Origin of the sequence: Aminobacter ciceronei, from assembly GCF_014138625.1 — a bacterium.
In the GTDB taxonomy this organism is placed as follows: domain Bacteria; phylum Pseudomonadota; class Alphaproteobacteria; order Rhizobiales; family Rhizobiaceae; genus Aminobacter; species Aminobacter ciceronei.
The window spans coordinates 213,367-238,298 of the sequence record NZ_JACJHY010000002.1 but is presented as its reverse complement, the minus strand read 5'-3'; the positions used below and the strand labels follow the sequence as shown (position 1 = coordinate 238,298).

Sequence of the window (24,932 nt, the reverse complement as noted above, 5' to 3'; positions counted from 1 at the left end):
CATGCAACTATCACAACACGCCGAAGGGGGTACTCCGAAGTCCGAGAGGCCAGGACTAATCCGCGCTGATCACCCTTGAGGAAAGGCACCGCTCCCCGGAGGCTCATGGCTCAGGCGGTGAAATCAGGCAAGGCCGGAACCCTCGACCTCACCAGTCGAGGGTTTCTTGTTCTGGCACAATCAAAGACGGTTGAACGAACTTCACCCGGTCCTCGCCAGCAGTGCGATCGCGCACCATCTCCCACCCCAGTTTCTTCATGACGCGGCCGATGCGAGCAGCGTGACGGTCGTTTGCATCCTTCAGCGGAATGCCCAGGTCTTTCAGGATTTCGTTCTGGTAGACGGCGGTGCGCGTCTTCGCGAGATCGGCAATCGCATCCGTCCATACATCAACGTCGGTTCGCTTCGCCTGCTCTGCCTCAACGTCGGCAACCTCGTCGGGCTGGATCCAGTGCGGAGTTTTCTTGCGGAACTCGGCGACAGCCTCAGCCCATAGCTGATCTCTGTCGCGGCTGACTGCATCGAGGTCGATGGTCCCTACCGTCACCGGCCAGAACCGGCGCGCGCCCGTGCTATCTCTCAGATAGGGATTGCCTTCCGGGTTGATGGTGCCGGCGAGGACGACGCGGCGATGGACCTCGATCACCGATCGGCCATATGGCGGACGGTATCTGTCCGCCTGTCGGCTGAGGAATTTCTTCACGTTGTTCGTCTCGGCTGCGTTGAAGCGGTGCATTTCTGCAACCTCGATCCCCCACACGCCCGCCATTTCCATCATGGCGTCTTTGGAGCCGATGTCGGACAGCTCGTCTGTGAAGAACGATTTCCCGAATAGGTCGCGCAGGACCGTCGATTTCATCGCGCCTTGCGGGCCTTCAAGAATGGGCATCGTATCGACCTTGCACCCAGGCTCAAGGCCGCGCGCGACGGCCGAGATCAGGAAGCGCATCCCGACAACGGAGTTGTAATTCGTGGCAGCGCAGCCGACATAATCAGCCAACCATTGCCTGATCCTCGGCTGGCCGTCCCATGTGAGGCCATCGAGATATTCGCGCAGCCGGTCGAACTGGTATTTCTCGGCAACCGCGGCGATCACTGGCTGGATCGTCGTCGCCTTGGGCGTCAGGTGCATACCCTCAAGCCACATCGCGGCGTTGGCATAGTCGGTATCGCGCAGCGTTCTCGGCTCCCAGTGCGATCCGGCGTCCTCCCAAGGTGGGCAGCGCATCAGCATGATATTCATCTTGAACGCATCGAAGCCGAACACGCCGCGCGTCTTCGGATGGTTCTCCAGAAACAGCATCCAGTTTTTCGCAACGCCCGGCTTTGGCCTGCCTTCCTCGTTGAACACGAGCTCGGCCTGCCAGGCATCGTCAGCTTGAACCGTGCGCCGCGTCTGAATGCTCGTCACTGTCGCCGACTGAGGCTGTTCCTGCTGCGTCGTCTTGGCTTGGACGATCGGGCGGCTAGCGCCAGCAGGGGCCGGCTCCCGCTCAATCTCAGGCTCAGGCTCGGGGGCGCGCTCGGCCGTTGGCGTCCAGACCCGAACGCGCTCTTTCATGAACGCGTCGATATTCTCCTTGGTCCATCTGTCGCGCACAGCGTCGGCGACATCAAACCCCTTCGGCAGGTCGCCCGAAACGTCGAGCACTTTCACCGAGCAGCCGAGGCCCGCAAGCAGTGCCGCGACCTCGTTGGCCGTCTTCACCCCAGGCTCGTCGGCGTCGGGCCAGATAATCACCGAGCGACCCGCAAGCTGCGACCAGTCGGTATGCCAGATGCCGAACGTGCCGCCAGCCCACGACACTGCTTGCCGGTACGACCCGGCGACCATTGCGTCGGCACACTTCTCGCCCTCGACGACAACGACCTGCCCGTCGCGGAGCGACGACTTGCCGCCGCCTACATACAGAGGCCGAGGCCGAGGGAACGGGAAACGCGACCAACACTCCTCGCCGGTCGGCAGGCGCACCCAGCAGACCATAGGCGTTTCCTTGCGACCGCCGTCGAACTCGCGGCGCAGCACGTAGCCAACCGTTGCTCCGTCCGCGGTGAAATATGGGAACACCATGGACGGCGTAAAATTACCCCACTCCCACTCGTGGCCGGCGCGCTTCGGATTATAGACCTTGATCCGCTTGCCGACCTCGATCTCGCGCGGCGCTGGCAGCGGCAAGATACGCGCATAGATGTCGACGACCTCGATCTTCTGCGGCAGGATGTTCGGGCCAGCGGTACCGCCGCCCAGGATGCCGATCGCCTCACGGGTGCTAACGCCTTTGATCTTCTTGACGAAGTCGACGACATCGCCGGCAGAGCCGCACCCGAAGCAGTGGTACCGCTCGGTGTGATCATTGCCGGTGAAGATCGTAAATGACGGCGTATTCTCAGAATGGAACGGGCAGCAAGCCTCCCACTCGTTGCCGTTTTCCTGCAGATCCACGCCATAGCCGCGGGCAGTGTCCGATAAGGAAACTTCCCGGCGAAGGCGGTCGATTTCTGACATTATGATTTCCCAAATCGGTGTTGCGTTAACCACAACACATCGCAACAGTCATTGCAAGAAAAAACCGGCCCCGAAGGGCCGGCTAGTAACACGATCTGGGAGGATCAACGCTTGGAACTGTGGCCAAGTGTGGTGATTTTATCAACACCTTGGGCGTCAAAAAGATCGCCGCACAAGATAGCTGATAGATCCTCGTCGGTTCGCGCGACCCCTGCCCTGCCGCCTGCGTTGTGGACGGCTGCAATGAAGTTCTTTTGTTCATCCGAAGCGCGGCCGCGAGCCGATTTCGTCTCGACCGCCAAGTAAACCGCGACCGTCCTGCCGACCATATCCGGCGTCACGACGACTGGCGCCCATCCGATCAGGTCAGACATGCCAGGTACGCCGGATTTGAACGGGCGAGCCTCGCGAACAACGACATCGCCGGAATTGACGACAACGGTTTTCGTCCGCTCGATCTTCTCGACCTTGCCGGTCCACGCCATGCCCACGTTGATGCGGAAAAGCCTCGCCCCGAGATCGGTCGCGCGCTTCATGCAGCGCCGCATGAAATCAGCTTCAAGCATCAGAACGGAATTTCCTCTCCGTCATGCTGGCCGGCAGAATTCCCATCGCCACCGCTGTCGTTCCGGTCAGTGCCGCCAGCGTCACCGCCGCCGCCCTGCCCGCGAGTGTCGAGCATCTGCAACTCGCCCCGGAAGTTCTGCAGCACAATCTCAGTCGTGTAGCGCTCGACGCCATCCTTCTCCCATTTCCGGGTCTGAAGCTGGCCTTCGATAAAAACCTTTGCGCCCTTCTTGAGGTACTGCTCGGCGACCTTGGCGAGGTTGTCGTTGAAGATGACGACCTGGTGCCACTCGGTCTTTTCCTTGCGCTCGCCCGAGTTCTTGTCGCGCCAGCTTTCAGATGTCGCGATGCGTAGATTGACGACAGGGTTTCCGTTGTTGAGGCGCCGGACTTCTGGATCGGCGCCGAGGTTGCCGACGAGGATTACCTTGTTCACGGAACCAGCCATCTACTTCGCCCCCGCCAGACGCAGCAGGCCATTGCCCGCGTCGATTATCATCTTCCAGAACCATTTCATGCGTCGTTCTCCTTCAGCAGCAGCCGGTAGCCCCGGCGATACCCGACGTTCTCGATGATGACGCCGGAACCAGTCAGACGACCGCGCAGCCGGTGAAGGCCGAACTTGAACGCCTGATACATTTTCGTGTGAGACGGCCCGCCGTCAGGATCATCGGCGTACATCGCATCGAAGATGCGTTCGGTCGCGACCGGCCTGCCCTTGCCCCGCCAGATCGCGCCGAGAATGCGCGCCTCGAACTCGCTGATGCCGTAGCTCTGCACGACGATTTCGAGCGACGGCGTTGCCACCGGCTGACCGCAGCATGGGCAACCCATCGGCACAAACTCACGCGCATTGACCGCCTGAAATTGCTCGACGACGTTCATCCCGCCCGCCTCTCATTCCGCTTCTGCAGCCGCGCGCTGATGACATGGGCCGCCCATTTCTCAGGGGATTTTGATTGCTTCGCCGTCGAGGTTTTCAGGAGGTATTCGACCTCCTTCTCTAAGGTCGGGTCTTTCAGATCGACGCCGCGAATGAGTTTGTCAGCCAGATCGCGAGCCATCTTGTCGTGCTCGATTTTCTTGGCACGGCGCACAGCTTCGACATCGACCTCCTCAAGCTCGCCGTCGATCTCATCGACTGTGCGCGCCTTGACCTCGTATACGTGCCCGCAACCAGGGCAGCGCGGCGCCGGTCCATGAGCAGCAAAGCATGACGGGCAGACGCGCACGGCTTCCTCGCCCGCAGCCTTCTTGCCCTTCAGCACGCCATCGAGAGACCATTCGCGATCATCGTCGGGCAGGCCGTTTCGCGCAAACCCGCCGACGAGATCCAGCAATATGGCCGGCTCAGGCTTGCGGCGCAGGCCTCGCCCATGTTTCTGCAGGTGGCGTGCCAGCGACTGCGTCGGGTAGAGATCGAGCACGCATTCGATCGGCACGTCGCGGCCGACCTGAGCTGACATGTCGAACCCTTCGCTGAACAGGTTGCAATTCACGATGCCGCTGATCTGACGGTCGGCCAGTGCCAAGAACGCCTTGTCTCGATCCGTCTGGGGCGTGTTCCCGTCGAGCGCGACGAACGTCTCGCCGCTCGCCCGGAATTCGGCGGCCATTTCTTCGGCGCGCTTTACTGACGGGGCGAATGCAATCGTGCGCTTGCCCGCAGCGTACTTGCGCCAATGACGAACGGCGCCAGACATCACGGCCTTGCCGGCAATCAGGTCGTCTAGCTCGGAGCCGATGTAGTCGCCGTTGCGTGTGTGCAAGCCCGATAGGTCAATGCCCTTGGGCGAGAACGCCCGGTATTTCGACAGGAACCCGTTTTCGATCAGCCACCGAGGCGTCGGCCCCATGACCATCGTATCCCACACGGAGCCGAGCGGCTTGCCGTCGAGACGGATCGGAGAACCGGATAGCCCGATGATCTTGGCTCCGATGGACTTGTAGTAGTCGACGACCTTTGCCCATCCGGCAGACGCCGACAGATGCGCCTCGTCGATGAACACGTAATCAGCCGGGTATTTCCCGAGCCGGTTCTTGAGCGTGTCGATCGACGCAATCTGCACCTTACGATAAATATTGTGGTGGTATCCGTCGGCGATATACGAGTACGGAATGTCGAAGCCGTCGAGCGTAACCGCCGTCTGCTTCAGCAGCGCAATCCGATGGACGCAGAAGATCACCCGCTTGCCAGCCCCGGCGATCATCCTGATCAAAGCTGACGCCAGCACCGTCTTCCCGAACCCGGTCGGCGCATATGCCAGCACCGAGCCATGCGACCGCAGCGCAACGCGCAGCTTTGTCCGCACGTCCTCCTGATCTTCGCGAAGGACGATCACTTGCCTGTCACCATGCGCCGGATCTCATTTTCGAACGGCGCCATCCGATCCAGGCGCATCGCCAGCGCATCGAACGCGTCGGCGTCCTCGGGAGACAGAACGAGCATCGCCTCGGCCGATGCAGTGCCGTCGCGCATCTTGGTCCGCGTCACGAGCGACCGGAGGAAATCCGCCTGATCCTTGATCGAGTGGACGCGCGCGGCCATGCTCAATACCCCGGCATTAGATCGTTCGGGGTAATCTCGACGCCGTTCTCTCGCGCCGTGTTCAGGATCAATTCCTGGTCGCGACCACTGATAAGGCCCTTCTCGTCCTTCAGCGCGCGGCTGATCTTGGAGCGGTGGCGGCCCAGCAACTTCGCAAGGCCGGCAGAGTTAATGCCGAACTTCGAATGGACCTTCTGCCAGGGGGTCATCTGCTGATGCACCGGTCGCTATCCTTAATTGATGTAGTTACCGCAACATACGTTGCGGATTTCACATCGTCAAGCACAGCGTTGCGTTAACTACATCGAATGATTGTATTGCGATTTGTTGCAACTTCCGCAACAACTGTGGCAAACGGGGCACTGAGTCAAAACGTCATCGCGATACATTAGGGATTAAGCATTATGCAGGCGCCTATCGACAAGGATTGGTTCTTCCAGCAGCTGGAGAAAAACAACCGATCCGTAAGGGGATTGGCGCGGCACTTGGAAATAGACCCTTCCGCTGTCTCCCGCATGCTGGCAGGCAAACGGAGAATGAAAATGGAAGAGGCAACTTTGATCGCGCGGTTTCTTGGAGCCCCGGTCAGCGAAGTATTGAGCCACGCAGGAGTGGCACTTGATACCGAGGGAATTCCGACCCGAATTCTACTAGCGGCGACTATTGGAGAGGACGGCGTAATCGAAAGACTTATGCAGCCCAAACCCTTACCCCAGGGGGTGATCGACCGCGCCAAGGCGGCGATACACGTCGGCGGCAACTCATCTGTAATAGCGGCGCAAGTTCGCGCGTCGAGCGGCCCTCTCGCTCCGTGGGATGATGCTGTCGTTCTCTTTGGCTACACCGAAAGCGTAGAGCCGGCAGCGATCGGGGCTCTATCGGTCTGCCGTCTCCACGAGGGGACGCAAATGATCGCCAAGATTGAGCGCGCCAGAAAAACCGGCGAGGCGCGCGTCGTGACCTTCACGAACGAAACCCGCGAAGTTGTGTTGCAGACTGCGACCCCTGTTTTGGCCGTCCTCCCGTAGCCAAAATTCACGCTCCTGCCAGGGTTCTATTCCCAAGCCTATTAGGCGTCGATTTTATGGCGCGATCTACCGGCCTTTGTGCCGGTTTTTTAATCGTCGAAATGTGAATTAAACAACGCCGTAAAATCCCTGTTGACATTTTCGCATCGTATCGGCAGTGTTGTGTTTATCGCAACGAATACGGAGGCAGCAACACAACAAGCAGCCCCAACCTTCGATCCCCGGGCGGTGCGCCTCAGAACCACCGCCCACATCGTAAATCTGGAGAGATCAACATGGATGAAGTTCCCGCCGACCTGGCGACTATCGGACCCGGCGTCTACGCCGACATCGAAAACGACGCCTATCATTCCGGCCCCGGCATTTCGAAGTCTGGGCTTTGGACGATCTACAAGCAGACGCCGCGGCATTTCAAATTCCCGGCGCCGAGGGAAGAAAGCACCCAGGCGACGGCCGCCAAGGACAAGGGCACGGCGTTCCACTGGGCCATCCTTGAGCCGAACACGTTCGAAGCGCGGGCCATGCGCGGCCCCGAAGACCGGCGCGGCAACAACTGGAAAGACGCAGTCGCAGAGGCGAAGAACACCAAGCGCCTCCTGCTGACACAGGGAGACTACGACGACGCGCTCGTGATCCGCGACACTGTGCACGCCGACGCATGGATTAGTGCGCTGATCGTCAGCCCTCATTCGCAGGTGGAAACGTCGTCATACTGGATCGACCCCGAGACCGGCGTCCTCTGCCGGTCACGTCCCGACCTCTATCGCTCCGATCTCGGCGTCATGGTCGATGTGAAGAAGACCCGCAGCGCGCACCCCGACGCCTTCGCCCGCAGCGTGATCGAGTACGGCTATCACGCGCAGGAGCCCTGGTACACGGATGGGCACCTTGCCAACGGCCAGGCCGTCAACGGCTTTGTGTTCCTCACATGGGAAGACAAGCACCCGTTCGTGACCGCCCGCTACGAACTGCCGCCGTCGATCGTCGACGAGGGCCGCGCGATCTGCCGCAAGGCGCTGCAGCGCTACGCCGAGTGCGCCAAGGCCGATGAGTGGCCGGGCTACTCCGGCGAGATCACCGAGCTCCAGTTCAAGCGCTGGAGCTATCAGGAGATCGACGCGCCGATTGAGGAGGCCGCGTGATGGAGAGGAAACTCAAGCGTCTCTGTGCGAGGCACGGGCTCAGAGCAATCTCTGTCATGCTGATCACCGGACATAAATCCCTCCCGCTCACCGTTTACATCCACTGGGGCGAGACTGGATCAGGCGAATGCACCAGCAGCAGTGCTGAAACTTTCGATCAGGCATTCGCCGCTGCGCTCAGGAATATGGTTGAGCGCCAGACAACGGCCGAAGCCGCGTGACCCGCAGCGAACTCACCTCCCGATTTTGGGCGGCGGCGAAATTCACACGCCGCTGTCCTGATCGGCCCCAAGAAATAGCGCAGCGCGTCCTGAGGCTCATCGCCAGACACGCAACCGGCAATCTACGCCAGCGCGCCATCGACCTCATCAAGGACGACAACGATGTCACAGGCACTAGCTACACAGGATAACAGGCTGACATCCCTGAAGACGCAGATTGCGCGGATGCAGGGTGAATTCGGGAAGGCGCTTCCCGGCCACATCACCGCCGAAAGGTTCGTCCGCACGGCGCAGACGGCCATCGCCCTAACCCGCAACATCGACAAGGTGCGGGACCCGCAAAGCCTTCTCGCGGCCTGTTCAAAGGCGGCGGCAGACGGCCTTATCCTCGATGGCCGAGAGGCCGCGCTCGTTGTCGACCATAACGGCGAGGTTCAATACCGGCCGATGATGCGTGGGCTTCTCAAGCTGGCCTACAACAGCGGCAAGATCAAAAGCCTTGTCGTCGAGGTCGTTCGCGATGCCGACTTTTTCGACTATCAGCCGACACGGGCGGCCGAGCCCCTCATTCACAAGATCGACCTGAAGTCCAAGCGCGGCGATATCTACGCTGTGTATGCGCTCGCAACACTGATCGACGGCGGCATCCTCCATGAGGTGATGACGCTTGAAGACGTGAACCGTATCCGCGACCGATCCGACGCATGGAAGGCGTTCCAGGCAAAGAAGATCAAGTCCACGCCATGGCATACCGATTGGTCGGAGATGGCGCGCAAGACCGCGTTCCGCCGCCTGTCGAAGTACCTGCCGTCGAGCAGCGAGCGCGACACGTTCCATCAGGCCGTCGAGCGCATCGACGAGGATTACTCGCACGAGATTGAGGCCGAGGCCGCGCCAGCCGACCCGCTGCCGGCCACCAAGAAGCGCGGTGCTGCAGCGGCAGCACTAAAGGACATCACGCCGCAGTCGCGCGCCCAGGAGCCGGCAGAGGACGAGCCGCCACACGACCGTGAAACCGGGGAGATCGTCGAGTACGACGGCCCAGATCAGCAGCCAGGAGATGACATCTAATGAAGGCGGAAAAGATTTTGCCGGGCAGCATCCAATACGATGACGCCGACGTGACGCTCGACCCCGTCGAACTCACCACCTCGCTCGACGCGGGGTATGCCGACCTCTACGCCATCCTCGCCGACGCCTACGCGCAGTCCGCGCACGGCAAAGGCAAGGAGCGCCATGCCAACGCCAAGCCGTTCGACCGCCAGCCTATCATGGAGATCGGCCGCATGGTTGGGCCGGGGTACGCCATCGGCCAACTGATGAAGAAGGCACAGGAGGCAATGACCATGCAATCGCGCGACCAGTTCGACGCGGCGCAGCGGGAATTGCTTGGCACCATCGTCTATGCGGCGGCGGCCGTGAAACTGATCCGCGAAATGAACCCAAGGGAAGGATAAGACATGGACGAGGCACAGGAACACATCCTGCAATTCTTCGAATACAAGCACCTGCCTCCGCACCTGCAGGCCATCAGCAGCCCGTTCACAGGCCTGGCGCAGAGCATCATCAACACCACCCCACGCAACCCGGAGCGCACCGTCGCCCTCCGCAAGCTCCTCGAAGCCAAGGACGCGGCGGTCCGCGCCTTCATCGCCAAGTAAGGATAGGAACATGGCAGCAAAGGACAAAAGGTACGGAACGGTGACCGTCAGAACCCACACCGACGCCTCACATGGCGCCTCAGGCGTAACCTTCACCAAAGCGCAGTTCTACGTCGACGACGCTGTTTTCGTCGAGAATGAAAGCGGGGAGCTCGTCGGGTTTTTCCCATCCGTCGACAGCGTCACATTCAAGCCAAGCGAGGAGGCTTAAGCCATGGCCACCAACCAGACCGGAATTGCAATCGTGATCAAGGCGTTCCTGCCGACCGGCAAGACGCTCGACGAAACCTATGCGGCGCTCACCGTCGTCAAGACGGCGCACGAGACGGGCGATTATGCGCCACTGCTGTCGATCGCCAAGATCGATGAGGTTAAGACCGAGCAGAAGACGCGGCGCGTCGAGGAGGCGGTAACGCCGCTCGCCGAGAGAGACCCAGATTTTGACGAGATCGAGGGCGTCGAGACGGCAGAGGAAGTCCTCGCTCAGGACGAAAACGGGACCGATGACGTTGCCGACGCCGAAGACATCCCGGCGTTTCTCAAGTCCAAGAAATCCGCCAAGGCAGCTTAACAGCGTTGCGATTATCGCATTCAGACGGCGGCCATCGTGCCGCCGTTTCTATTTCCAGCAGCCTTGCGCGGCGCCGAACCTGTTATGTCCCGCGATGCCCCGCCCCGCCTCGGCGTCACTGCCGGCCAGATATACCGCCGTCGCCGGCTTCACTGGTATCCGATGCCAGCCCGCGCAGCCCTGTGCACTCGTCTGGCAGGCCGCCAAGATCGACGCACAAATCAACAGCATCCATGTTGCGAACAGTCGCATCGACATCACCCCGCTTCTGATAGGCCGCGACGGTATCCTTCAGGGCAGCAACGCGGCCGTCGCTCTTGCCCTTGGTGTACCCCGCAGCGAACACCGCAGCGATCACGGCGACCGCAGCCCCAAGCCGCCACAGCCAGGCCGTCACGGTTCATCTCGCGGCGGACGAGCCTCAACATCGCCTGCAAGGACGGCAGGCCGGGGCCGCATCCAGATATTCGCGACGATGATGCCGAGCGTCACCAGCGGCATGTATTTCGGAGGAACGATATCGCCCCAATTATACCCGACGAGCGCGGTCGCGATGTCGGGCATAAGAACGATGATTGCGGCAATGGTGTTGAACAGCCACGTCCGCCAGCGAGCTAGGGTTTTCATTACGGTGGTCAGCATGGTCAGCCTCATGTTTCGGAGACTGTACGCCTTGCTCAGTTGACCGGGCGAACACCCTGGGCCTTCTCAAGCCGCTCTAGGATTTCTCTTGTCAGCCGCATATCTGACGCCAGCGAGTTGATCGAGGCTTCAACCGCCCGCAGCGCGACAGACGCATCGCTCGACTGCTTCTCGACGCCATTAATTCGGAGCTCGTGATTGTCGAGGCGGCGGGCGTTCGTCTCCAGCGAGACGATACGGTTTTCGAGCTTCTCGATATTCAGGGAGTTCAACGATCGGCCGGCTTGGATCTCGGCCAAGGTATAGCCCCAGGCAACAAACCCGGCAGCGAACCCGACGAGAACCGCAACCGTGTTGACGTTCCATTCCCATCGGAATTTCGGCGCGCTCACCTGCATATCGTGCCCTGCCAATTTCGAAGCCCTTCGCCGGAAGTTTGTCGGAAAATACACGGCGTTGGTTGAGCGGGTGAAGTCGCGGTGCCATAACAAGACCGGCAGCACGGGGATGTGGAATGAAAAAACTTACAGTCGAGCCCTTGGTTACGGGTCTCAACAACCAGCGGCTATGCTTGCTCGGCCTCGTTCGTTCTGCCGCTGACCAGGATGCCGAGGCGGTTATCCCTTCCGAACTGGTCGACTTCACGCCAGTGCCGAAGCGCGGGCAAGTACGCCATACAGGTCGGCTTCCGATCTGGGATATTTTTGATCGAGAGGCCGTCGAGGATGGGCTGTCGGATTTGGCCGTGTCCTTCGAAGGGACCGCCGACATGCTGACGATGCAGGAATGTTTTCGGCGAGGATCCGACGCACTGAAGTCAGACTATGAGCGATCGAGCGCGATCCTACGAGCTTTCAGGCCGTCGAAGATCGTGACGGAGCACGCCAACCGCGTCGTAGCCTGGCTGGGCGACTTTACCGCCCTACAGCTCCGTATCGAGCGAGACTGGAGAGAATACGTCCTACGCAAATTTGGGGCTGACGGCGTTTACTCAGATGGGGAGTATCTTACTACAGATCCCGATGATATTTTCGTACGGGTCACATTCACGCCTGACATCTCGGAGACCATTTGGGCTTGCTGCGACGAGGATGATCTCGTCGAGCCAAAGGACACCCTAAAGCGCATTGCCGAGAAATATGGTCTTCGGCTTGTTTTCAAGTCGGACTTACCAAGCCATCTAGCGTATCCAGCCCATCGCCTAACACGGTCGGCCATCGACTTTGCCGTCGCGGTGAATTCGCCCGCGTACATCGGGTTGACCCGCTCGACATTCTCCGAAATGGTCGGGATATACCGCCCGGGTGGAAGGAACTTTGCCTACAACATCCCAGGCGGCGATCTGGCGATCCCGCGCGTACCGACCTAGTTCCCCTTGACGATGAGCCAGTTGACGGCGTTGCTTCGAAGCTCAACCCACTTGCCGGCCGTCGCCGGAAGGATGGCAGTGCCCGCAGCGCCACCCGTGATCGGCACGACGTTGGACGATGCTGAGACCACAGTTTGAGCTTGGTAGTTGGTGATGGTGATCGAGCGCCCGCCGTTCTTCGCCGCATCGGGCAGTGTCATCGTATGGCTGGACCCCGACTTGTTGTTTATGATGTACTCGTCCTGCGACAGCAGGGTCGTGTCCGCTGTGACTGTCCGCGCGGCAACTCCGAGATTTGGTAGCAACGATACGCCGTTGACGATGGTGCGCGCTCCGTCATTCAGCAAGGCTGTCGTGGCGGATGAATGCCCTCCCCCGACAATAACATTGTCATCAGAGCCGGCGTTGACGCGGACGGCTATCCCGGCAGAACGCGAGGCGCAGCCGACGAGTGTGTTCCGGTCGCTCTCCAAGTCGAAGGCGACCGTAGTGGCGCTCCGAGAGAAGCAGTTGGCGAACAGCGTATTATCCGCATCAGTTAGCAGCGTCGTAGCCGAGTTCGCGCGGAAAGCCACAGGGCAACCAACCGCGTCGACATCTGAAACTGTACATTCGCGTTGGTACACATCAACGCCAACGGCCACGGCCTCGACCTGACCGTTGGCTACATGGACATAATAGTGTTCGATTGCGACACCTGTGCCGCCTCCGTCACCACTCACAAAGAAGTTGGACATCGCCGAACGAGCGCCCCCTCGACCATTCGGGTAGTTTATGGCGTCTTCACTTTCGCCCCACCTGAAGCGAACGCCTAACTTATTGTTCGACACGCCGGCCACTACGATGTTGGAAAGATGGACCGGCCCTCGGATGTCTATGCCGGCTTGCGGGCTTGCGGCGACGATAGCCGCATCCACGCCGAAGCTCTCGATGAAGATGTTATGTAGGGATACGCCTGCATTGGTTGCCAGTCCGCTCGTCACCGATCCGATCGTCTTGATGTCAACGGCATCGCCGCCAGACCCCTGCATCCGGATATTCTGGATGCGGATGTTGTTATTCGTGCCGCCTTGCAAGCCGATATTGTAGTGGTGCGCGTTCTTGATGATCAGGTTGTCCAGAAGTACGTTTTCACATCCGGCCAGCCTGACGCAATGATACCCTGAACTGATTTGATTGTCGCGATTGCCATCGATGGTCATGTCACGAAGGGACCAATTGTTTGTGCCCGACACGGCATTAACAACATGCGCTTCACCTGCGTCGGCGAGTTTGATTATTGTGGCATCTACGCCTGCACCAACGATTTGTACGCCGGTTTTAGCCCAAAGCGCGACTGCCCCCGACGTCACCGACACAAGGAACGTACCGGCCTGCAACAGCACATTTCCGCCGCCTGCCGCATTACAGGCATCGATTGCCGCCTGTACCGCGGCGGTGTCGTTCGTCACGCCGTCGCCCGTCGCCCCGTAGTTTTTTGCTTCGAAGGACGAAAACACCAGCGCAGAGTAGACCTGCGCTGGTGTTTTCGTCTCGTATGACGTGTTCTCCGCGTTCCGCTGCAAGAAAGTCGACGAAACCGGGTCCGGCAGGCTGACAGACGCCGCAGCGGCTTCGGCCGCCGCTTGTGCCGCTTCCGCTCCGTCCTCAGCAGCAATTGCCGCCGCTGCGTGCCCAGGGGCCGCGACAATCGCCGCGATGTTGTCGGCGGCGACCGTTACGTCGGCTGCGATGTCAGCTACCGCGGTTACATCGGCCGCGATGCCTGCGACGGTCGTCACATCGGCGGCGATGCCGGCAACCGTCGTGACGTTGGCAGCGATGCCCGCGACAGTGGTCACATTGGCCGCGATACCAGCGACCGTATCGATCTCGTCGGCGCTGTCGCTGAGACGGATGATATCCTCGATCAAGCCGGTCAGGGCCGAAGGGTCGGCGCCAATCGGGATCTGGACAGCGCGCGACAGCCCCTCGGCCAACTGCTGATCGCGCATAACGCCCAGATCGAGAGCGCCCTCGACGGTCTCGGCGTAGTACGCGCCCTGATTTTCAAGGTCGGTCGGCTGCGTAAACGGGGCGTTGCGAACAATGGTGATCGACTGCCCCGTCACGGGGGCAACGAGGAACGTGAGCGACCCGCCACCCGATGCGCCGACGCCGGCAACCGTGTAATCCGAGGGCGAGACAATCGTGTCGACGCCGCTTTGTGTCATGATCACAGTGAGGTGCGACGGGTCCAGAATGCGGAACTCATAGTCGAATTCGACCGTCGAGCCGTTGCCAAGGTACGGGCCGGATTTGTTCGTCGTGCTGGAAACGGTCATGGGCGCCCATCGTTGAATAAGGTGTGATTTTCGCCACACCCTACCCTTCGATGGTTGCCCCGCTGAACGCTGAACGGCGCTACTTCTTCGCGCGGCCCATCACGTATTCGACTGGCGACACGTCATCGCCTTCCATCTCTCGCCAGCCGGCGTCGACTGCGCGGTTGATCTGGGACGATGGGATGCCTGTGAACAGTCCGGTCGCACTGATAACCGACTTCACGAACGCCCGATCGACATCGCCCTGAGCCATCTCCTTCAGAGGCTTGGCCAGCTCCTCAGTCATCGAGCCATACGCACCACCGCCAGAGAACCCGCTCAGCGAACCGCCGATATCGCGAACAAATGGGATCGTGCTGACAACCGACAGCGCCGTTTCGCGCATGAGGAATTTCGTCCAGCTATCATCGTCATCCTCATCATCGGGCAGACCGCCCTTGATCGCGGCATACAGGACTGCCTCCAACGCGAACAGGAACGCCATGTCGAGCGTCCACGACATCACCTCGACCGCCGATCTGCCGGATGCGCCTTCCTGCTCGATCACCTTGCCGGCCTTCGCCGTGCGCTCATAGGCGACGTTGAACTTCGCGAACATGTACGACCCGAGCGTCGTGAACAGGCGCACAACATCGTTCTGACGCGTCCGCTGCGATACGGACCCGCGTTCGATCGCCGAGCGGTCCGAGAATACGCCCGACGCCTGGGCACGCTTCACGATGGCGTCGGCATGGGCGACAGCCTTATCCTCGTCGCCGCCAAACCTCCGCAGGCCCTGCTGATAGCCGGCAAGCCAGGTGGGCACGTCGACGGCGTAGAACTGGACCTTGGTCATCAGCCAAAGGCCGAGCGGCGCCAGCCATTCGTTCCTGAATTCGGCCCAACGTCCCATCGTCGGCCCGAGCTTCGGATCGTTGTACAGATCGAAGATATCCTTGTTGAACGTCGTCTGGCGATCGGACATGAACGTCGACTTCGCCGCGACCTCGCCGACGACAGCCGGCCGGCGCATCATCATCAGGCCGGCGAGGAAATCCTTCTTGCCGACGACAACCATCGTCTGCGACAAGCCGGTGATCTGGACCGCCACCGTCCCGAGGTTGAACGCCAGCTTCGCCGCGGTGAAGTTCGACTTGAACCGGCGCGCAGCCTGCCCAACCCAGTCGGCTGATTTCACCTCACCCTCGGCAACGTCCTTGAGCCAGATTTCCAGCGCGTCGAAATCGGCCTGCTTGCCTGCGTCGATGAACTGCCCACGAACACGCGCATCCTGCAATATCCGCCACGAGGCGGCAACAGGCTCGCTCAGTTCGAGATCATACACGACCTGATTGACGTGCTTGTGCAGCACGGCGATATCGATCTCAATCGCGCGACCCGACGACGACGCGCGCTCTTTCAGGTGGCCGTTGCGCGTCTGAGCCTTGCCGAAGCGGCCAGCCTGCAGCGACGTAGCGATATCCTGGGCGGCATCATCGCGAGCCAACGACGACAGGCGCGGATCGTAGCGCAGCGGATAATACCCGCCGCGGCGAACCTTGCCGGCGATCTCGACCGGCCGGGCCTCAACCCATTTCGGCGAGATGCCCGTTGCCCGTTTCTCCCGAGCCTCGATGTCCGCGCGGAACGTCTCCAGGTAATCCCAGACCGACTGCACGAATTTCGCATCGCGCTCGTCGAGCGACTGGACAATCGCCTCGACCTGATCCTCCGACATAGACCCACGGATATTCTGATCGGTGAGGCGCTGATAGTTGCCCTCGTTGCCCGTATTCAGGGCGACGGCGATCTTCTCCCACTTCGACAGAGCATAGCCGAGTTCAGGCACGAGTTCGCGCACAGCCATGCGGCGACGTTCATCCTTCGAATACACCGAGTACAGGTCATCGAGGGCGACAGCAGCGTTGCGGCGGCGCACCTGAAGCCGGTTCATGGCGTCGTCGAGCGGCGCCTTGATGTTCCGATAGGTGGCGCCCATGTCCGCAAACCCATCGATCTCACGCAGGATCGTGCCCGCATTCAGCACCAGATCGAGGAACTGTCGCACCTTGCCACGGCGCTGCTCTGCCTTGGTTGCCACACGCGACGGTGGGCGCTTCTTCACGTTGGCGTCGAACGCCGCGATGATGTCGCCGACAACCTCGTCGAGTTCACGCTGAGACTGAGCGTCAGTCAGTTTCTTTTCGTGGCGCGCGGTATGGGCGATGTTCTTCAGGCTGTCGACCACGCCGCGCAGATGCTCGACCGAAAGGGATTTGTAAGGCGTCCGCCCTACATCCTTCAAAACGTCGTCGGGGATAGAGATTTCATTCTCCCGACCGTCCGCCTTCATCTGCTCAACGTAGGCTTCCAGCGCACCACGCATATCTTCCTTGCGCCCGGAGATGCGGCGGAAGTCGTATCGGAACAGCAATTCGTCGATGGCTTCCAGGTATCGGCCCGCCAGGTTCTGCCGCGTCGATTTCTTCTGCAGCCGCGAGACCAACCTCTCGGCCGCCTCGACCTCATCGCCAATACGCCGCGCCTCCGAATAAAGGGCGTGGTTCAGCAACTGCCGGCGCTTGGCCTCGGAAGCGCCCGCCAGGTCATCGGCCGAGGCCATGCGATACGCCTGCTCGCCCGTCTTGCGCTCTGCAGCGAGGTATCGGTTCGAGTTCATGGCATCGCGAACGCGCATCCTCGCAGTCGTGCGCCGAGCGATTTCACGGATTTCGGCAACACTGGTTTTGCCACCCGGCCGGCCGGCGCGCCTGTTCAGCGCGTCCAGCTCCAGGGCGAGCACGCGAGCGCGCTTATCACCATGAACTGCGTCCATCGCCGCCGCTTCGATCGAGCCGTCGCGCAGCACGTCACCATGACGTTCAAACATCACACGATCGGTTTGATCCTCAATCGCCTGCTTCCGGCCGGGCGCTTGCTCCATAGCCTTCACGAGCTCGTCGCCCGATCCGTAGCCGAAGACGCCAGCGGCATCGTCAGGATCAAGCCCGCCCTCGACCGCGTAAACAGTCTGCTTGCCACGCGGCAGGGTTTTCAGGACGCCCGCGCCATAGCGGTCAACCAGGATATCCTTCGACAGACGGATGTCGCCCATGGTCTCGGGCTGGGCCTCGCCGAACCAACGGCGGTTGCCCATCCACTCGATCGCGCGATACACCCGCTGCGAGCTGACATCGATCTCGACATCATCCCGAACCTTGGCGCGCTCCTCGCGATACCATTTCTCGCGCTCGCGCTTGATCGGCGCCATGGTCTCGGCGAGCAATTTCGCATGCGCCTCGTCGGTCGACTGGTCGCGGAGCTTCAGGAACGCGGCATAATCCTCGGGAGACAGACCCATTTCCTCGGCGGTCGCGAACACTGTCACGTCAGCCGAAGACTGCCGAGCCTTGGCGATCTCGTCATCGGTCGCAAGCATGCGGTCGAACACCGCGCGCAGCTCGTCGGACGGTGAGATATTCAGGCCGGCCAGATTCTTGTAGATCGAAATCAGCCAGGCGCGGAACTTCTCGAATGCGCCGCGGAGTTCGATCGAAGGTGCCTTGCCCTCCAGAAGATACGCCTCGAAAGCCCGAGCCCACTGCTCCTGCATGCCGACATCGACGGCGGCGTCCTTCATAAGATCGCCGGTCGAACCGTTTTCCAGTGCGGCAATCACGTCCTCCGATGTCAGTTTCACATCGGGCATGACGCGCGCTGCGTCTTTCACAACGTCGTCCGCGTTCGAACGCCACCATTCCTTGATCGCAGCGAAGTCCTGAGCACTGGCAATCTCGCCGCGCGCCGACAAATCCTGCATCACGGTCAGGAAATAGTGACCGCTTTCATGGATGAACGTCGACAGATCAGCCGACTTGAACAGCGAGATCACACTGTCGCCGTTACCTACGCCGGCAAGCGGAAACTGCACCGAGCCGCGAGCACCGCGCACGTCACCGGACTGCCCGTACCGCCGCACCTCCTCGGCCTGATCTGCCTCGACCGCCGCACGGATCGCGTCGTCGCTGTCATCGAGCGACAGCCCGATCGCCGACAGATACCGCTCGATCTCATCAGCGTCGGTTCCGGCCTCAGGCGCAGCCTGATCAACGGAGAACTGCTGTATGCCGCCGATCTCAGCGTCGATCGCATCCCACAGCGCAGCTCCGATATCGGGCACCTGTCCGCCGTTCGTCAGCGCTTCCTTGTACGCAAGCACGACAGGATGATCGGCCATGAACCCGGCCTCGATCGCGGCGAGCGCCACGTCATCGGGGCCGAATTTCCTCCCCGCATTGCCGAACATGTCGCGCATGCCCGCCGCCACGCCCTTACGCGCAAGCCTGAGCTTCTTCTTGCCGCGGCCACGGTCAACGACCTCGGCATCGCGCGCCTTCAACTCGCCGCCGCGATCAACGATGCCGCCGTAATCCGAGATGAACTCCAACAGCGTCTGACGCCGATCGACGCCGACCGCCTTCTGAGCACGTGCCTCGGCCAGCGTCCGCGTCAACGCGTCGACATTCTTCAGCTGCATGCCCTGAGGGACATCGCCGCGCACCTGTGGCAGCGGATACCGGGCGATGAATTCCTCGGTCGTCAGGCCAGAACGCTCAGCCATGACGCGGTAAAACGCCGGGTACAGCATCGCCTCACTGGTCGCGACATCGGTCGATCGGCCTGAGACACGCAGGCGCGAAACCATCTCGTCATAAATCTTTGCCTCGAATGAGCGGTACTGCTCATCGTCCTGGCGCATGCGATCGGCTTCCTCGAATGCCTCCTGCATGGCGTCTTCGGCGCGTTCATTGAACTCCCGAGCCTCGCGCGCGGTCATCTCATCAGGGTCGAACCGCATGTTCTCCATCAGGAAGGCATCATGGTCCGACCCGGCCATTTTCGCCGCATAGGTCGCAGTCGGGATCTGCAGATCGCCACCGGTCGCGAGCGCCGTCCTAAGATCGTCGGAGTTCACGCCGTCGAGTTCGTCGGCCAACAGGAACGGATCGACACCCGAACTCTGGAAGTACTCGACCCACTCCGACGCAGGCACATACACGTTCTCGACCGGGCCATTCGCAGTGGCGCGGGCGACGAAATCGCGGAATGCGTCGGGCATGCGGTTGCGCAGAACGGACGTGACCGACGCCGACTGAATTTCCTTGATCTTAGCTTCGGCCTCCTCGGCGCGGCCCGCGGCCTGTTGCGCCCGCCTGTAACGGCCTGGCATGATCGCATTCAAGCCGATACGGCCAGCCTCAACCAAGCCTCCGACGAACCCACCTGTCTGTATGGCGCGCATCACACCATCGAATGGGTCTTGATCTGGAGCATACAAGTTCTTGGCGATCGCATTCTGGAGGATATTCTGAACCGCCTCCTGCCCGCCCTCCAGCGCAACTTGCTTGCCAATGGACCGGAGAATAGATGCCAGCCCCGACTTTACGACCGGGTTTGCAATTAGACGCTCGATCGGGATCGCGTCGGTCATGCCGGGGAAAATGCCGTAGAGAGCCGCGATTGTTTGCGTATCCTCATCTTGGCCGCCCCTCCGAGCGCGAGACGCGGCCTCACCGGCTCCTGCCGCGCCGCCGAACACAGCCGCTCCCGATCCGCCCGTGACAAGACCAACGCCAAGGATAGTCAGCAGGGAGCCGAGGCCAGAGCCAACGTCACGCCCGAAACTGTCTTCCATCCCCTGTGCAGCCGGCAGAATGCCTGCCCCAAAATCCTGGACGGCCTCCCCGCCAGATTGCAGGGCCTCCGACGCCGCGCCCAACGCCGGGGCAAGGGCCGGCTCCAGCGCCGTCAACGCCTCCTCCATGGTCATGTCGCCGGCGATCACGTCAGACAGGACACTTTGCGCCACTTGGGGATTGATCACGCCTTGCTGAAAAATCTCAGCCCGTAGAGCTGCGATTTCTTCGGGTGTCTTCCGCCCCGCTCCCGCAATCGACTGCGCCAGCGGCGCCCGATCGGAAGGGTCGCGTGGGGTCAATATTTGCCCCGCCCCCTCCATGGCTGTGCCAAGGCTGGAGACGGCGCCGCCAGGAACGGCCTTGCCGGCTTCTTTGATGTTGGAGCCGATAATCTCCCAGAGCGACAACCCCTCAAGATCGTCGCGGGCCAAGGCTGAGTTTTCAGGCTTCCGCAGCCATTCGGCCAGCATGGGTGAGGATGACAGGATCGACGAATTCCGCTTGCGCTCAATCTGCTGCTGAAAAATCGAGCGGTTTTCCTGCACCAAAGGCAACGGCGGCGTCGGGCGCCCCGTCGTCCTTGCGTACTCCTGCGCAAGCTGCAGGTCGCCCGCGATTTCGTCTGGCTTGACGTTAATCGTATCGAGAACTATCCCCGCCGCCGCAGCGGTGGCCTGTTGCTGCTTTGACTTCCATGCATCATAGTCCGCGAGAGTATCCAACTGACGTGCTCCTGTGCCGGGATGTGCGACCGTTGTGATTTATGCCACGGATGTTGAGATTTTAGCAATGGAAGTATTAGGGGTGCGCACGAGGTTGGCCTTGAACTGGGTTAGGTCAAAACCCATTTTGGCCGCCCTCTATGCTGTCATGGCGCTACAATTGGCGACTGCCATTCTTGCCTACTCGGCTCTGTCTGAAGCGAATAGCGCGGCAATATGGGCTGCGGACGCGTACAGCCAAGCGAGAGACGCAGCAAATTCATCTCGTGAGGCGGCCGATGATGCGAGGGCGGTCAAGCAGATGCTTCCATGAACGTCACTGTTGACAATCGCAACATGTTGCGATAATCACAACTATTGACGGAGGCTGGTTTATCCTCCATAGTGCGCTTGGGTTTGAACACCCTTGTGCACGCGGTTTGAGAGCATCCGTTAGGCTTTCGTCCCGCTTTAAGAATTGGTCCAGGGTCTACGTGATATGTCCAAGGCGAAAGCCTAAAGGCGCGTAGAGCCGTCGTGCACGGTTGTTCAAACCCTGGATCAAACTATCCTTTTGAACAAGGAATGCACAAATGAACGACATCACCACCCTCATCCCCTGCCATGCTCGCACCGTTCGCGGCCTGGACCAGCCCGTCGTGTTCGTGTGCGACGGCAACGTCTACGCCAGCAGCGAGGATGTTGCTGCCTTTTTCGGCAAGTCGCACTATCATGTTATGCGTGACATCAAGGCGTTGATTTCCAACAATGTTTTATGTGCATCCAATTTTGGTGAATCATCCCGCCCCATGAAAATGCCGAGCGGTGGAACCCGAGACATCGCGATCTACAACATGAACCGCGACGGGTTCACGCTGCTGACAATGGGCTTCACGGGCAAGCGCGCCCTGAACTGGAAGCTCAAGTATATCGCCGCCTTCAACGCGATGGAGGAAAAGCTTGCAAACCGAGAGCGCGCGCAGGCGCCGAAAGGATCACTCCAAACTCTGATCGACGCGCACCGGAGAGCATACGAGCGCTTTCTGACCCACGTCGATATCATCCAGACGGCGGCGGAATACAACATGGATGAAGACGCTGAGGATCGGACGGCGGACGAACTCATTCGGTATCAGTGCCGGACACTGGAGGAGTTGCGCCAGAAGGCAGGATATATCGCCGCAGCGCCTACATTAGGCGGCGACATGAGGAAAGATCAGGTGCGCGCCCTGCTCTATTCGATGGCAGGGTAATCAAGGCGGGCCGGGTCACTCCCGGCCCTACCCTCCGTTTAAGATATACGCCTCGTACTCAGTCACGATTTCATCCTCGCTCGGCTTACGGCCAAGCTCCGTTTCGAGGCGCGTCGAAATTCCGCGGCGCAGATCGACCGGAATATCCTGATACTCGACGGCGACATCGACCGAGAGCCCGTCGCCGATCTTGCCAGCCTCGAACAGGAAGCCCTCCCGCTTCGACGTTGACGACCACGGCGTTTTCGTCGGGTTCCACATCGACTTTTCTTCCTCGATGACAATCGGCAGCAGCATGCGGTTGATCATCGACTGAATGTCGATCTGCGTCGGGTTCTTGTTCTCTGCCTTCTTGAACTCCTCCATCTGGCGCGACAGGGCGTTGTTGAACTCGGCGATACGCGCGGCCTGTGCCTGGCGCTTCGAACCATCGGTGCCGACCGTCGTGATCCCAAGCGCCTCAAGCTGCGTCTGAGCTTGGGAGAACGCGGCGGTGATCGTCATCCCGTCTTCACGAGCCTTGCGCTCATCGGTGAGCGCGGACTGACGCCAGCCGTTCACCTGCTTCCAATCATCGTCGCTGAGGCGGTCGCGGTATTTGAACATGTCTATGTCAGCGAACGCGGCCGGGTCTTCGGCATACATCGTCTGAAGATCATAGAGCGTCCGGTCATCCGTCTTTGGCTGTCCGCCTTTCGCCCGGGCCTCGAAATACGACCACAGGCCAGACATCTCCTCGCGGCCGAGCTGCGCGCGGACCTCGGCCGGGATGGCATCTGGGCTTGATCCGGCATCTACGAACCCGAATGCCTGCGACTTCAGAGCATCCATCTGGGCTTTCGCCTGGGCCTCACGCACCGACGTGATAGCCTTGATCCGCTGCATCGTGGCGTCTCGGACGGACGGGTTGCTGATCCCGTCAAGAAACTCGGTCGGGTCGGCAGACACAGCCACGCCGCTTGCCTTCGACATACGGGCAGCGAACTGGGCATTCGACAGTTTTGCGATGCCTTCCCACGTCGGAGCGAGGCCGTTGCGAACATCAGAGTACCGGCCGGCAGCAAGGTCGTCGCTCAATTCGCGGCCAGTGCGCGACTTATAGTCGGCCTGCGCCAGCCACCATGCGCCGCGGTCCTGGCTCTCTGGAGTGAAGTCTGGCAGGCCAAGCGCCGAGCGAACGCGGTCCCACGTCCCTTTGACGAACTGATACCTGCCCGCCGCCGTCGACGTACCGCCCGCGCCCTTCTGCCTCGGGTGATCGGAGAAATCAGAGAATTTCGCCCCGCCGTTGATGGTACGATAATCCGGCGCCTCAGTCCCGGCGATGACGCCGAGCAGCGAATATGCCTGCTGCGGAAGGTCAGCCGCGGCGAATTTCGTCGCCGGCACCTTACCGCTATCGAAGAACTCGTTCGTCTTCCGCTTGGCTTCTTCCTCGATAACCAACGGCGCAAACACACCCTCCAGGTCAGTCTGGTGCGGGCCGGTCAGCATCTTCTTGTTCTCGTCCTCGTACTTCTTCGCAGCGACAGGATCAGTCTGCGCCATCCTGAGGGCGATGTTCTTGTGTACGCCCGAGATGAATTCGACTTCGCGGTTTTTCAGCGTGTCAGCATCCCAGCCCTGCAGCGCGCCCATCTCCCGCAACTCAGCCTGACCGGCTGCGATGTTCTTGTTCACGAGCGCCGGGTTCTGGTAGCCGGCAAGGGCATCCTCGGCGAACGTATCGATCCGAGCCGTCGACGCATCCGCGAACCACTTCTTGCGCGACTGAGCCGTATGCAGGATCGACTGATCGAGCGACGAGTTCACGCGCGCCTGAGACGCCTGCGAATATTTCTGCTGAGCGGACGGCGACAGGCCCTTGCCGATCTCGCGCTGCTTGTCAGCCAGGCGCTTTTCATAATCGGCGCGGCCGTCGACGGCGGCCTTGCCTTCCAGCGTCATGAAGCCGTTTTCGCCGTACTTCGCTTCGCGGTCCCAGGCTGCGAGCTCGTTGTCGGCTTCCTTGGCCTTGGCGATATCCTCAAGCTCGCGGACGCGTGCGAGCGCATCGCCCATCTGGGACACGCCAGCGGCAAGACCCTGCATGCCACGGCCGATCGCAGCGCCCATGTCATCGGCGGTCGCGTTGACGTTGATGCCCTGTTGATGGATCGGCCGATTGGCAACGTTGGGCTGATACTGAGGGACGACGGGCATTAATAGATGCTCCCGATCTTCGGCGCCTTGTAATCCGTGTACGCCTTACCGAAACCACCGAGCACCGTGCCGGCCGCGGCGAGATAGCTGCCCGACTTGGCGGCCTTGGCGTTCATCCGGTTCAGTGTGGCATCGGCGCGACCGTTCACGCCCTGAACCTCGTAGTCATACGCTTCACGTGCGGTGTTGCGGCGGATCGTCAGGGCGTCGAGCTCGCCGAGGACGGCAGTGTCGACCAGCGTGTCCAGAGGCGAGCCAAAGGTCAGATCCACGCCGTTCGCGGCCATGGCGGCTTTCTGCCTGCCCTGAAGCTGTGCGACCTCCTGCCGCTTCTGCTGCTCCTCGATCGCGCCGCGTTCCAGCGCATCGCGCGCGCGACGGTCCGCCAGCTGGGCGTTCATCTCTGCGACCTGGGCATTGTAGTTCGAGGCCGCAGCCTGGGCTTTGCCCTGCTGGATCTGGCCTGCCGCGCCGAGCAGGCTCGCCCCGAGCGTCAAAGCAATACCAAGATCGCACATG

At 60.9% G+C, this 24,932-nt stretch carries 24 protein-coding genes; 10 read left to right on the top strand and 14 right to left on the bottom strand.

Annotated elements, in window-relative coordinates:
* Nucleotides 1-148: 148 nt before the first annotated feature.
* The 7 genes from HNQ95_RS03310 to HNQ95_RS03280 all read right to left on the bottom strand — a co-directional run bounded on the left by HNQ95_RS03310 (nucleotide 149) and on the right by HNQ95_RS03280 (nucleotide 5,842).
* Nucleotides 149-2,506 carry a virulence-associated E family protein gene (locus HNQ95_RS03310; protein WP_182573395.1) on the bottom strand — a complete coding sequence of 786 codons (2,358 nt, stop codon included), beginning with the start codon at nucleotides 2,504-2,506 and terminating at the stop codon, nucleotides 149-151.
* 104 nt (nucleotides 2,507-2,610) lie between these two features.
* Nucleotides 2,611-3,072, bottom strand: a complete 462-nt coding sequence (locus HNQ95_RS03305; RefSeq protein WP_182573396.1) for a VRR-NUC domain-containing protein — start codon at nucleotides 3,070-3,072, stop codon at nucleotides 2,611-2,613.
* Nucleotides 3,072-3,521, bottom strand: a complete 450-nt coding sequence (ssb, locus tag HNQ95_RS03300) for a single-stranded DNA-binding protein (protein ID WP_182573397.1) — start codon at nucleotides 3,519-3,521, stop codon at nucleotides 3,072-3,074. Before ssb ends, HNQ95_RS03305 begins: the two co-directional genes overlap by 1 nt.
* Nucleotides 3,522-3,586: 65 nt before the next feature.
* Nucleotides 3,587-3,958: a hypothetical protein gene (locus HNQ95_RS03295; RefSeq protein WP_182573398.1), complete on the bottom strand. Its 372-nt coding sequence runs from the start codon at nucleotides 3,956-3,958 to the stop codon at nucleotides 3,587-3,589.
* Nucleotides 3,955-5,415, bottom strand: a complete 1,461-nt coding sequence (locus HNQ95_RS03290; RefSeq protein ID WP_182573399.1) for a DEAD/DEAH box helicase — start codon at nucleotides 5,413-5,415, stop codon at nucleotides 3,955-3,957. The genes HNQ95_RS03295 and HNQ95_RS03290 overlap by 4 nt, the downstream gene beginning before the upstream one ends.
* Complete coding sequence (locus HNQ95_RS03285) at nucleotides 5,412-5,621, bottom strand: hypothetical protein (RefSeq protein ID WP_182573400.1); 210 nt, start codon at nucleotides 5,619-5,621, stop codon at nucleotides 5,412-5,414. The genes HNQ95_RS03290 and HNQ95_RS03285 overlap by 4 nt, the downstream gene beginning before the upstream one ends.
* A 2-nt stretch (nucleotides 5,622-5,623) precedes the next feature.
* A complete protein-coding gene (locus HNQ95_RS03280; protein WP_182573401.1) occupies nucleotides 5,624-5,842 on the bottom strand; it encodes a hypothetical protein in 219 nt (72 codons plus the stop codon).
* A gap of 183 nt (nucleotides 5,843-6,025) precedes the next feature.
* Here HNQ95_RS03280 and HNQ95_RS03275 point away from each other — a divergent pair, with 183 nt between their 5' ends.
* The 8 genes from HNQ95_RS03275 to HNQ95_RS03240 all read left to right on the top strand — a co-directional run bounded on the left by HNQ95_RS03275 (nucleotide 6,026) and on the right by HNQ95_RS03240 (nucleotide 10,244).
* Nucleotides 6,026-6,649, top strand: a complete 624-nt coding sequence (locus HNQ95_RS03275) for a helix-turn-helix domain-containing protein (protein ID WP_182573402.1) — start codon at nucleotides 6,026-6,028, stop codon at nucleotides 6,647-6,649.
* Nucleotides 6,650-6,924: 275 nt separating this feature from the next.
* On the top strand, nucleotides 6,925-7,791 hold the full coding sequence (locus tag HNQ95_RS03270) for a PD-(D/E)XK nuclease-like domain-containing protein (protein WP_182573403.1): 867 nt from the start codon (nucleotides 6,925-6,927) through the stop codon (nucleotides 7,789-7,791).
* Nucleotides 7,791-8,012 carry a hypothetical protein gene (locus HNQ95_RS03265; RefSeq protein ID WP_210289141.1) on the top strand — a complete coding sequence of 74 codons (222 nt, stop codon included), beginning with the start codon at nucleotides 7,791-7,793 and terminating at the stop codon, nucleotides 8,010-8,012. The genes HNQ95_RS03270 and HNQ95_RS03265 overlap by 1 nt, the downstream gene beginning before the upstream one ends.
* Before the next feature lie 162 nt (nucleotides 8,013-8,174).
* Nucleotides 8,175-9,083, top strand: coding sequence for a phage-derived integrase/recombinase RecT (gene recT, locus HNQ95_RS03260; protein ID WP_182573405.1), 909 nt, complete (start codon nucleotides 8,175-8,177; stop codon nucleotides 9,081-9,083).
* A complete protein-coding gene (locus HNQ95_RS03255; protein ID WP_182573406.1) occupies nucleotides 9,083-9,469 on the top strand; it encodes a hypothetical protein in 387 nt (128 codons plus the stop codon). The genes recT and HNQ95_RS03255 overlap by 1 nt, the downstream gene beginning before the upstream one ends.
* Nucleotides 9,470-9,472: 3 nt before the next feature.
* Entirely contained in the window at nucleotides 9,473-9,673 is a 201-nt protein-coding gene (locus tag HNQ95_RS03250) for a hypothetical protein (RefSeq protein WP_182573407.1), read from the top strand.
* Between the two features lie 10 nt (nucleotides 9,674-9,683).
* Nucleotides 9,684-9,884: a hypothetical protein gene (locus HNQ95_RS03245; RefSeq protein WP_182573408.1), complete on the top strand. Its 201-nt coding sequence runs from the start codon at nucleotides 9,684-9,686 to the stop codon at nucleotides 9,882-9,884.
* A 3-nt stretch (nucleotides 9,885-9,887) separates the two neighbouring features.
* Nucleotides 9,888-10,244, top strand: coding sequence for a hypothetical protein (locus tag HNQ95_RS03240; protein WP_182573409.1), 357 nt, complete (start codon nucleotides 9,888-9,890; stop codon nucleotides 10,242-10,244).
* A gap of 115 nt (nucleotides 10,245-10,359) precedes the next feature.
* On the opposite strand, the gene HNQ95_RS03235 is transcribed toward HNQ95_RS03240, so the two are convergent.
* From HNQ95_RS03235 to HNQ95_RS03225, 3 genes are read right to left on the bottom strand one after another with little or no spacing between them, the layout of a single operon-like run.
* Nucleotides 10,360-10,641 carry a hypothetical protein gene (locus HNQ95_RS03235; RefSeq protein ID WP_182573410.1) on the bottom strand — a complete coding sequence of 94 codons (282 nt, stop codon included), beginning with the start codon at nucleotides 10,639-10,641 and terminating at the stop codon, nucleotides 10,360-10,362.
* Nucleotides 10,638-10,886, bottom strand: a complete 249-nt coding sequence (locus tag HNQ95_RS03230; protein WP_182573411.1) for a hypothetical protein — start codon at nucleotides 10,884-10,886, stop codon at nucleotides 10,638-10,640. The genes HNQ95_RS03235 and HNQ95_RS03230 overlap by 4 nt, the downstream gene beginning before the upstream one ends.
* 35 nt (nucleotides 10,887-10,921) lie before the next feature.
* Nucleotides 10,922-11,389 (bottom strand): hypothetical protein, encoded by a 468-nt coding sequence (locus HNQ95_RS03225; RefSeq protein WP_182585759.1) that lies wholly within the window; start codon nucleotides 11,387-11,389, stop codon nucleotides 10,922-10,924.
* An 11-nt stretch (nucleotides 11,390-11,400) separates the two neighbouring features.
* Between HNQ95_RS03225 and HNQ95_RS03220 the strand changes: the two genes are divergently transcribed.
* A complete protein-coding gene (locus tag HNQ95_RS03220; RefSeq protein ID WP_182573413.1) occupies nucleotides 11,401-12,255 on the top strand; it encodes an O-fucosyltransferase family protein in 855 nt (284 codons plus the stop codon).
* Here the strand turns inward: HNQ95_RS03220 and HNQ95_RS03215 are convergent.
* A complete protein-coding gene (locus tag HNQ95_RS03215) occupies nucleotides 12,252-14,579 on the bottom strand; it encodes a glycosyl hydrolase family 28-related protein (protein WP_182573414.1) in 2,328 nt (775 codons plus the stop codon). The two genes, HNQ95_RS03220 and HNQ95_RS03215, sit on opposite strands and share 4 nt — an antisense overlap.
* A 79-nt stretch (nucleotides 14,580-14,658) precedes the next feature.
* Nucleotides 14,659-20,979 (bottom strand): LPD22 domain-containing protein, encoded by a 6,321-nt coding sequence (locus tag HNQ95_RS03210; RefSeq protein WP_182573415.1) that lies wholly within the window; start codon nucleotides 20,977-20,979, stop codon nucleotides 14,659-14,661.
* A 572-nt stretch (nucleotides 20,980-21,551) separates the two neighbouring features.
* On the opposite strand from HNQ95_RS03210, the gene HNQ95_RS03205 reads away from it, so the two are divergent.
* Complete coding sequence (locus HNQ95_RS03205) at nucleotides 21,552-22,211, top strand: Rha family transcriptional regulator (RefSeq protein WP_182573416.1); 660 nt, start codon at nucleotides 21,552-21,554, stop codon at nucleotides 22,209-22,211.
* Nucleotides 22,212-22,238: 27 nt separating this feature from the next.
* On the opposite strand, the gene HNQ95_RS03200 is transcribed toward HNQ95_RS03205, so the two are convergent.
* Together HNQ95_RS03200 and HNQ95_RS03195 are read right to left on the bottom strand one after the other, a co-directional pair.
* On the bottom strand, nucleotides 22,239-24,413 hold the full coding sequence (locus HNQ95_RS03200; RefSeq protein ID WP_182573417.1) for a lysozyme family protein: 2,175 nt from the start codon (nucleotides 24,411-24,413) through the stop codon (nucleotides 22,239-22,241).
* Nucleotides 24,413-24,931 carry a virion core protein, T7 gp14 family gene (locus HNQ95_RS03195; RefSeq protein WP_182573418.1) on the bottom strand — a complete coding sequence of 173 codons (519 nt, stop codon included), beginning with the start codon at nucleotides 24,929-24,931 and terminating at the stop codon, nucleotides 24,413-24,415. The genes HNQ95_RS03200 and HNQ95_RS03195 overlap by 1 nt, the downstream gene beginning before the upstream one ends.
* Nucleotide 24,932 lies beyond the last annotated feature (1 nt).

Coding starts and splice junctions, on each gene's coding strand:
- HNQ95_RS03245 (WP_182573408.1), top strand. CDS start 9,684: ATGGCAGCAAAGGACAAAAGGTACGGAACGGTGACCGTCAGAACCCAC.
- HNQ95_RS03230 (WP_182573411.1), bottom strand. CDS start 10,886: ATGCTGACCACCGTAATGAAAACCCTAGCTCGCTGGCGGACGTGGCTG.
- recT (WP_182573405.1), top strand. CDS start 8,175: ATGTCACAGGCACTAGCTACACAGGATAACAGGCTGACATCCCTGAAG.
- HNQ95_RS03220 (WP_182573413.1), top strand. CDS start 11,401: ATGAAAAAACTTACAGTCGAGCCCTTGGTTACGGGTCTCAACAACCAG.
- HNQ95_RS03195 (WP_182573418.1), bottom strand. CDS start 24,931: ATGTGCGATCTTGGTATTGCTTTGACGCTCGGGGCGAGCCTGCTCGGC.
- HNQ95_RS03250 (WP_182573407.1), top strand. CDS start 9,473: ATGGACGAGGCACAGGAACACATCCTGCAATTCTTCGAATACAAGCAC.
- HNQ95_RS03310 (WP_182573395.1), bottom strand. CDS start 2,506: ATGTCAGAAATCGACCGCCTTCGCCGGGAAGTTTCCTTATCGGACACT.
- ssb (WP_182573397.1), bottom strand. CDS start 3,521: ATGGCTGGTTCCGTGAACAAGGTAATCCTCGTCGGCAACCTCGGCGCC.
- HNQ95_RS03240 (WP_182573409.1), top strand. CDS start 9,888: ATGGCCACCAACCAGACCGGAATTGCAATCGTGATCAAGGCGTTCCTG.
- HNQ95_RS03285 (WP_182573400.1), bottom strand. CDS start 5,621: ATGGCCGCGCGCGTCCACTCGATCAAGGATCAGGCGGATTTCCTCCGG.
- HNQ95_RS03265 (WP_210289141.1), top strand. CDS start 7,791: ATGGAGAGGAAACTCAAGCGTCTCTGTGCGAGGCACGGGCTCAGAGCA.
- HNQ95_RS03275 (WP_182573402.1), top strand. CDS start 6,026: ATGCAGGCGCCTATCGACAAGGATTGGTTCTTCCAGCAGCTGGAGAAA.
- HNQ95_RS03295 (WP_182573398.1), bottom strand. CDS start 3,958: ATGAACGTCGTCGAGCAATTTCAGGCGGTCAATGCGCGTGAGTTTGTG.
- HNQ95_RS03270 (WP_182573403.1), top strand. CDS start 6,925: ATGGATGAAGTTCCCGCCGACCTGGCGACTATCGGACCCGGCGTCTAC.
- HNQ95_RS03305 (WP_182573396.1), bottom strand. CDS start 3,072: ATGCTTGAAGCTGATTTCATGCGGCGCTGCATGAAGCGCGCGACCGAT.
- HNQ95_RS03205 (WP_182573416.1), top strand. CDS start 21,552: ATGAACGACATCACCACCCTCATCCCCTGCCATGCTCGCACCGTTCGC.
- HNQ95_RS03255 (WP_182573406.1), top strand. CDS start 9,083: ATGAAGGCGGAAAAGATTTTGCCGGGCAGCATCCAATACGATGACGCC.
- HNQ95_RS03200 (WP_182573417.1), bottom strand. CDS start 24,413: ATGCCCGTCGTCCCTCAGTATCAGCCCAACGTTGCCAATCGGCCGATC.
- HNQ95_RS03215 (WP_182573414.1), bottom strand. CDS start 14,579: ATGACCGTTTCCAGCACGACGAACAAATCCGGCCCGTACCTTGGCAAC.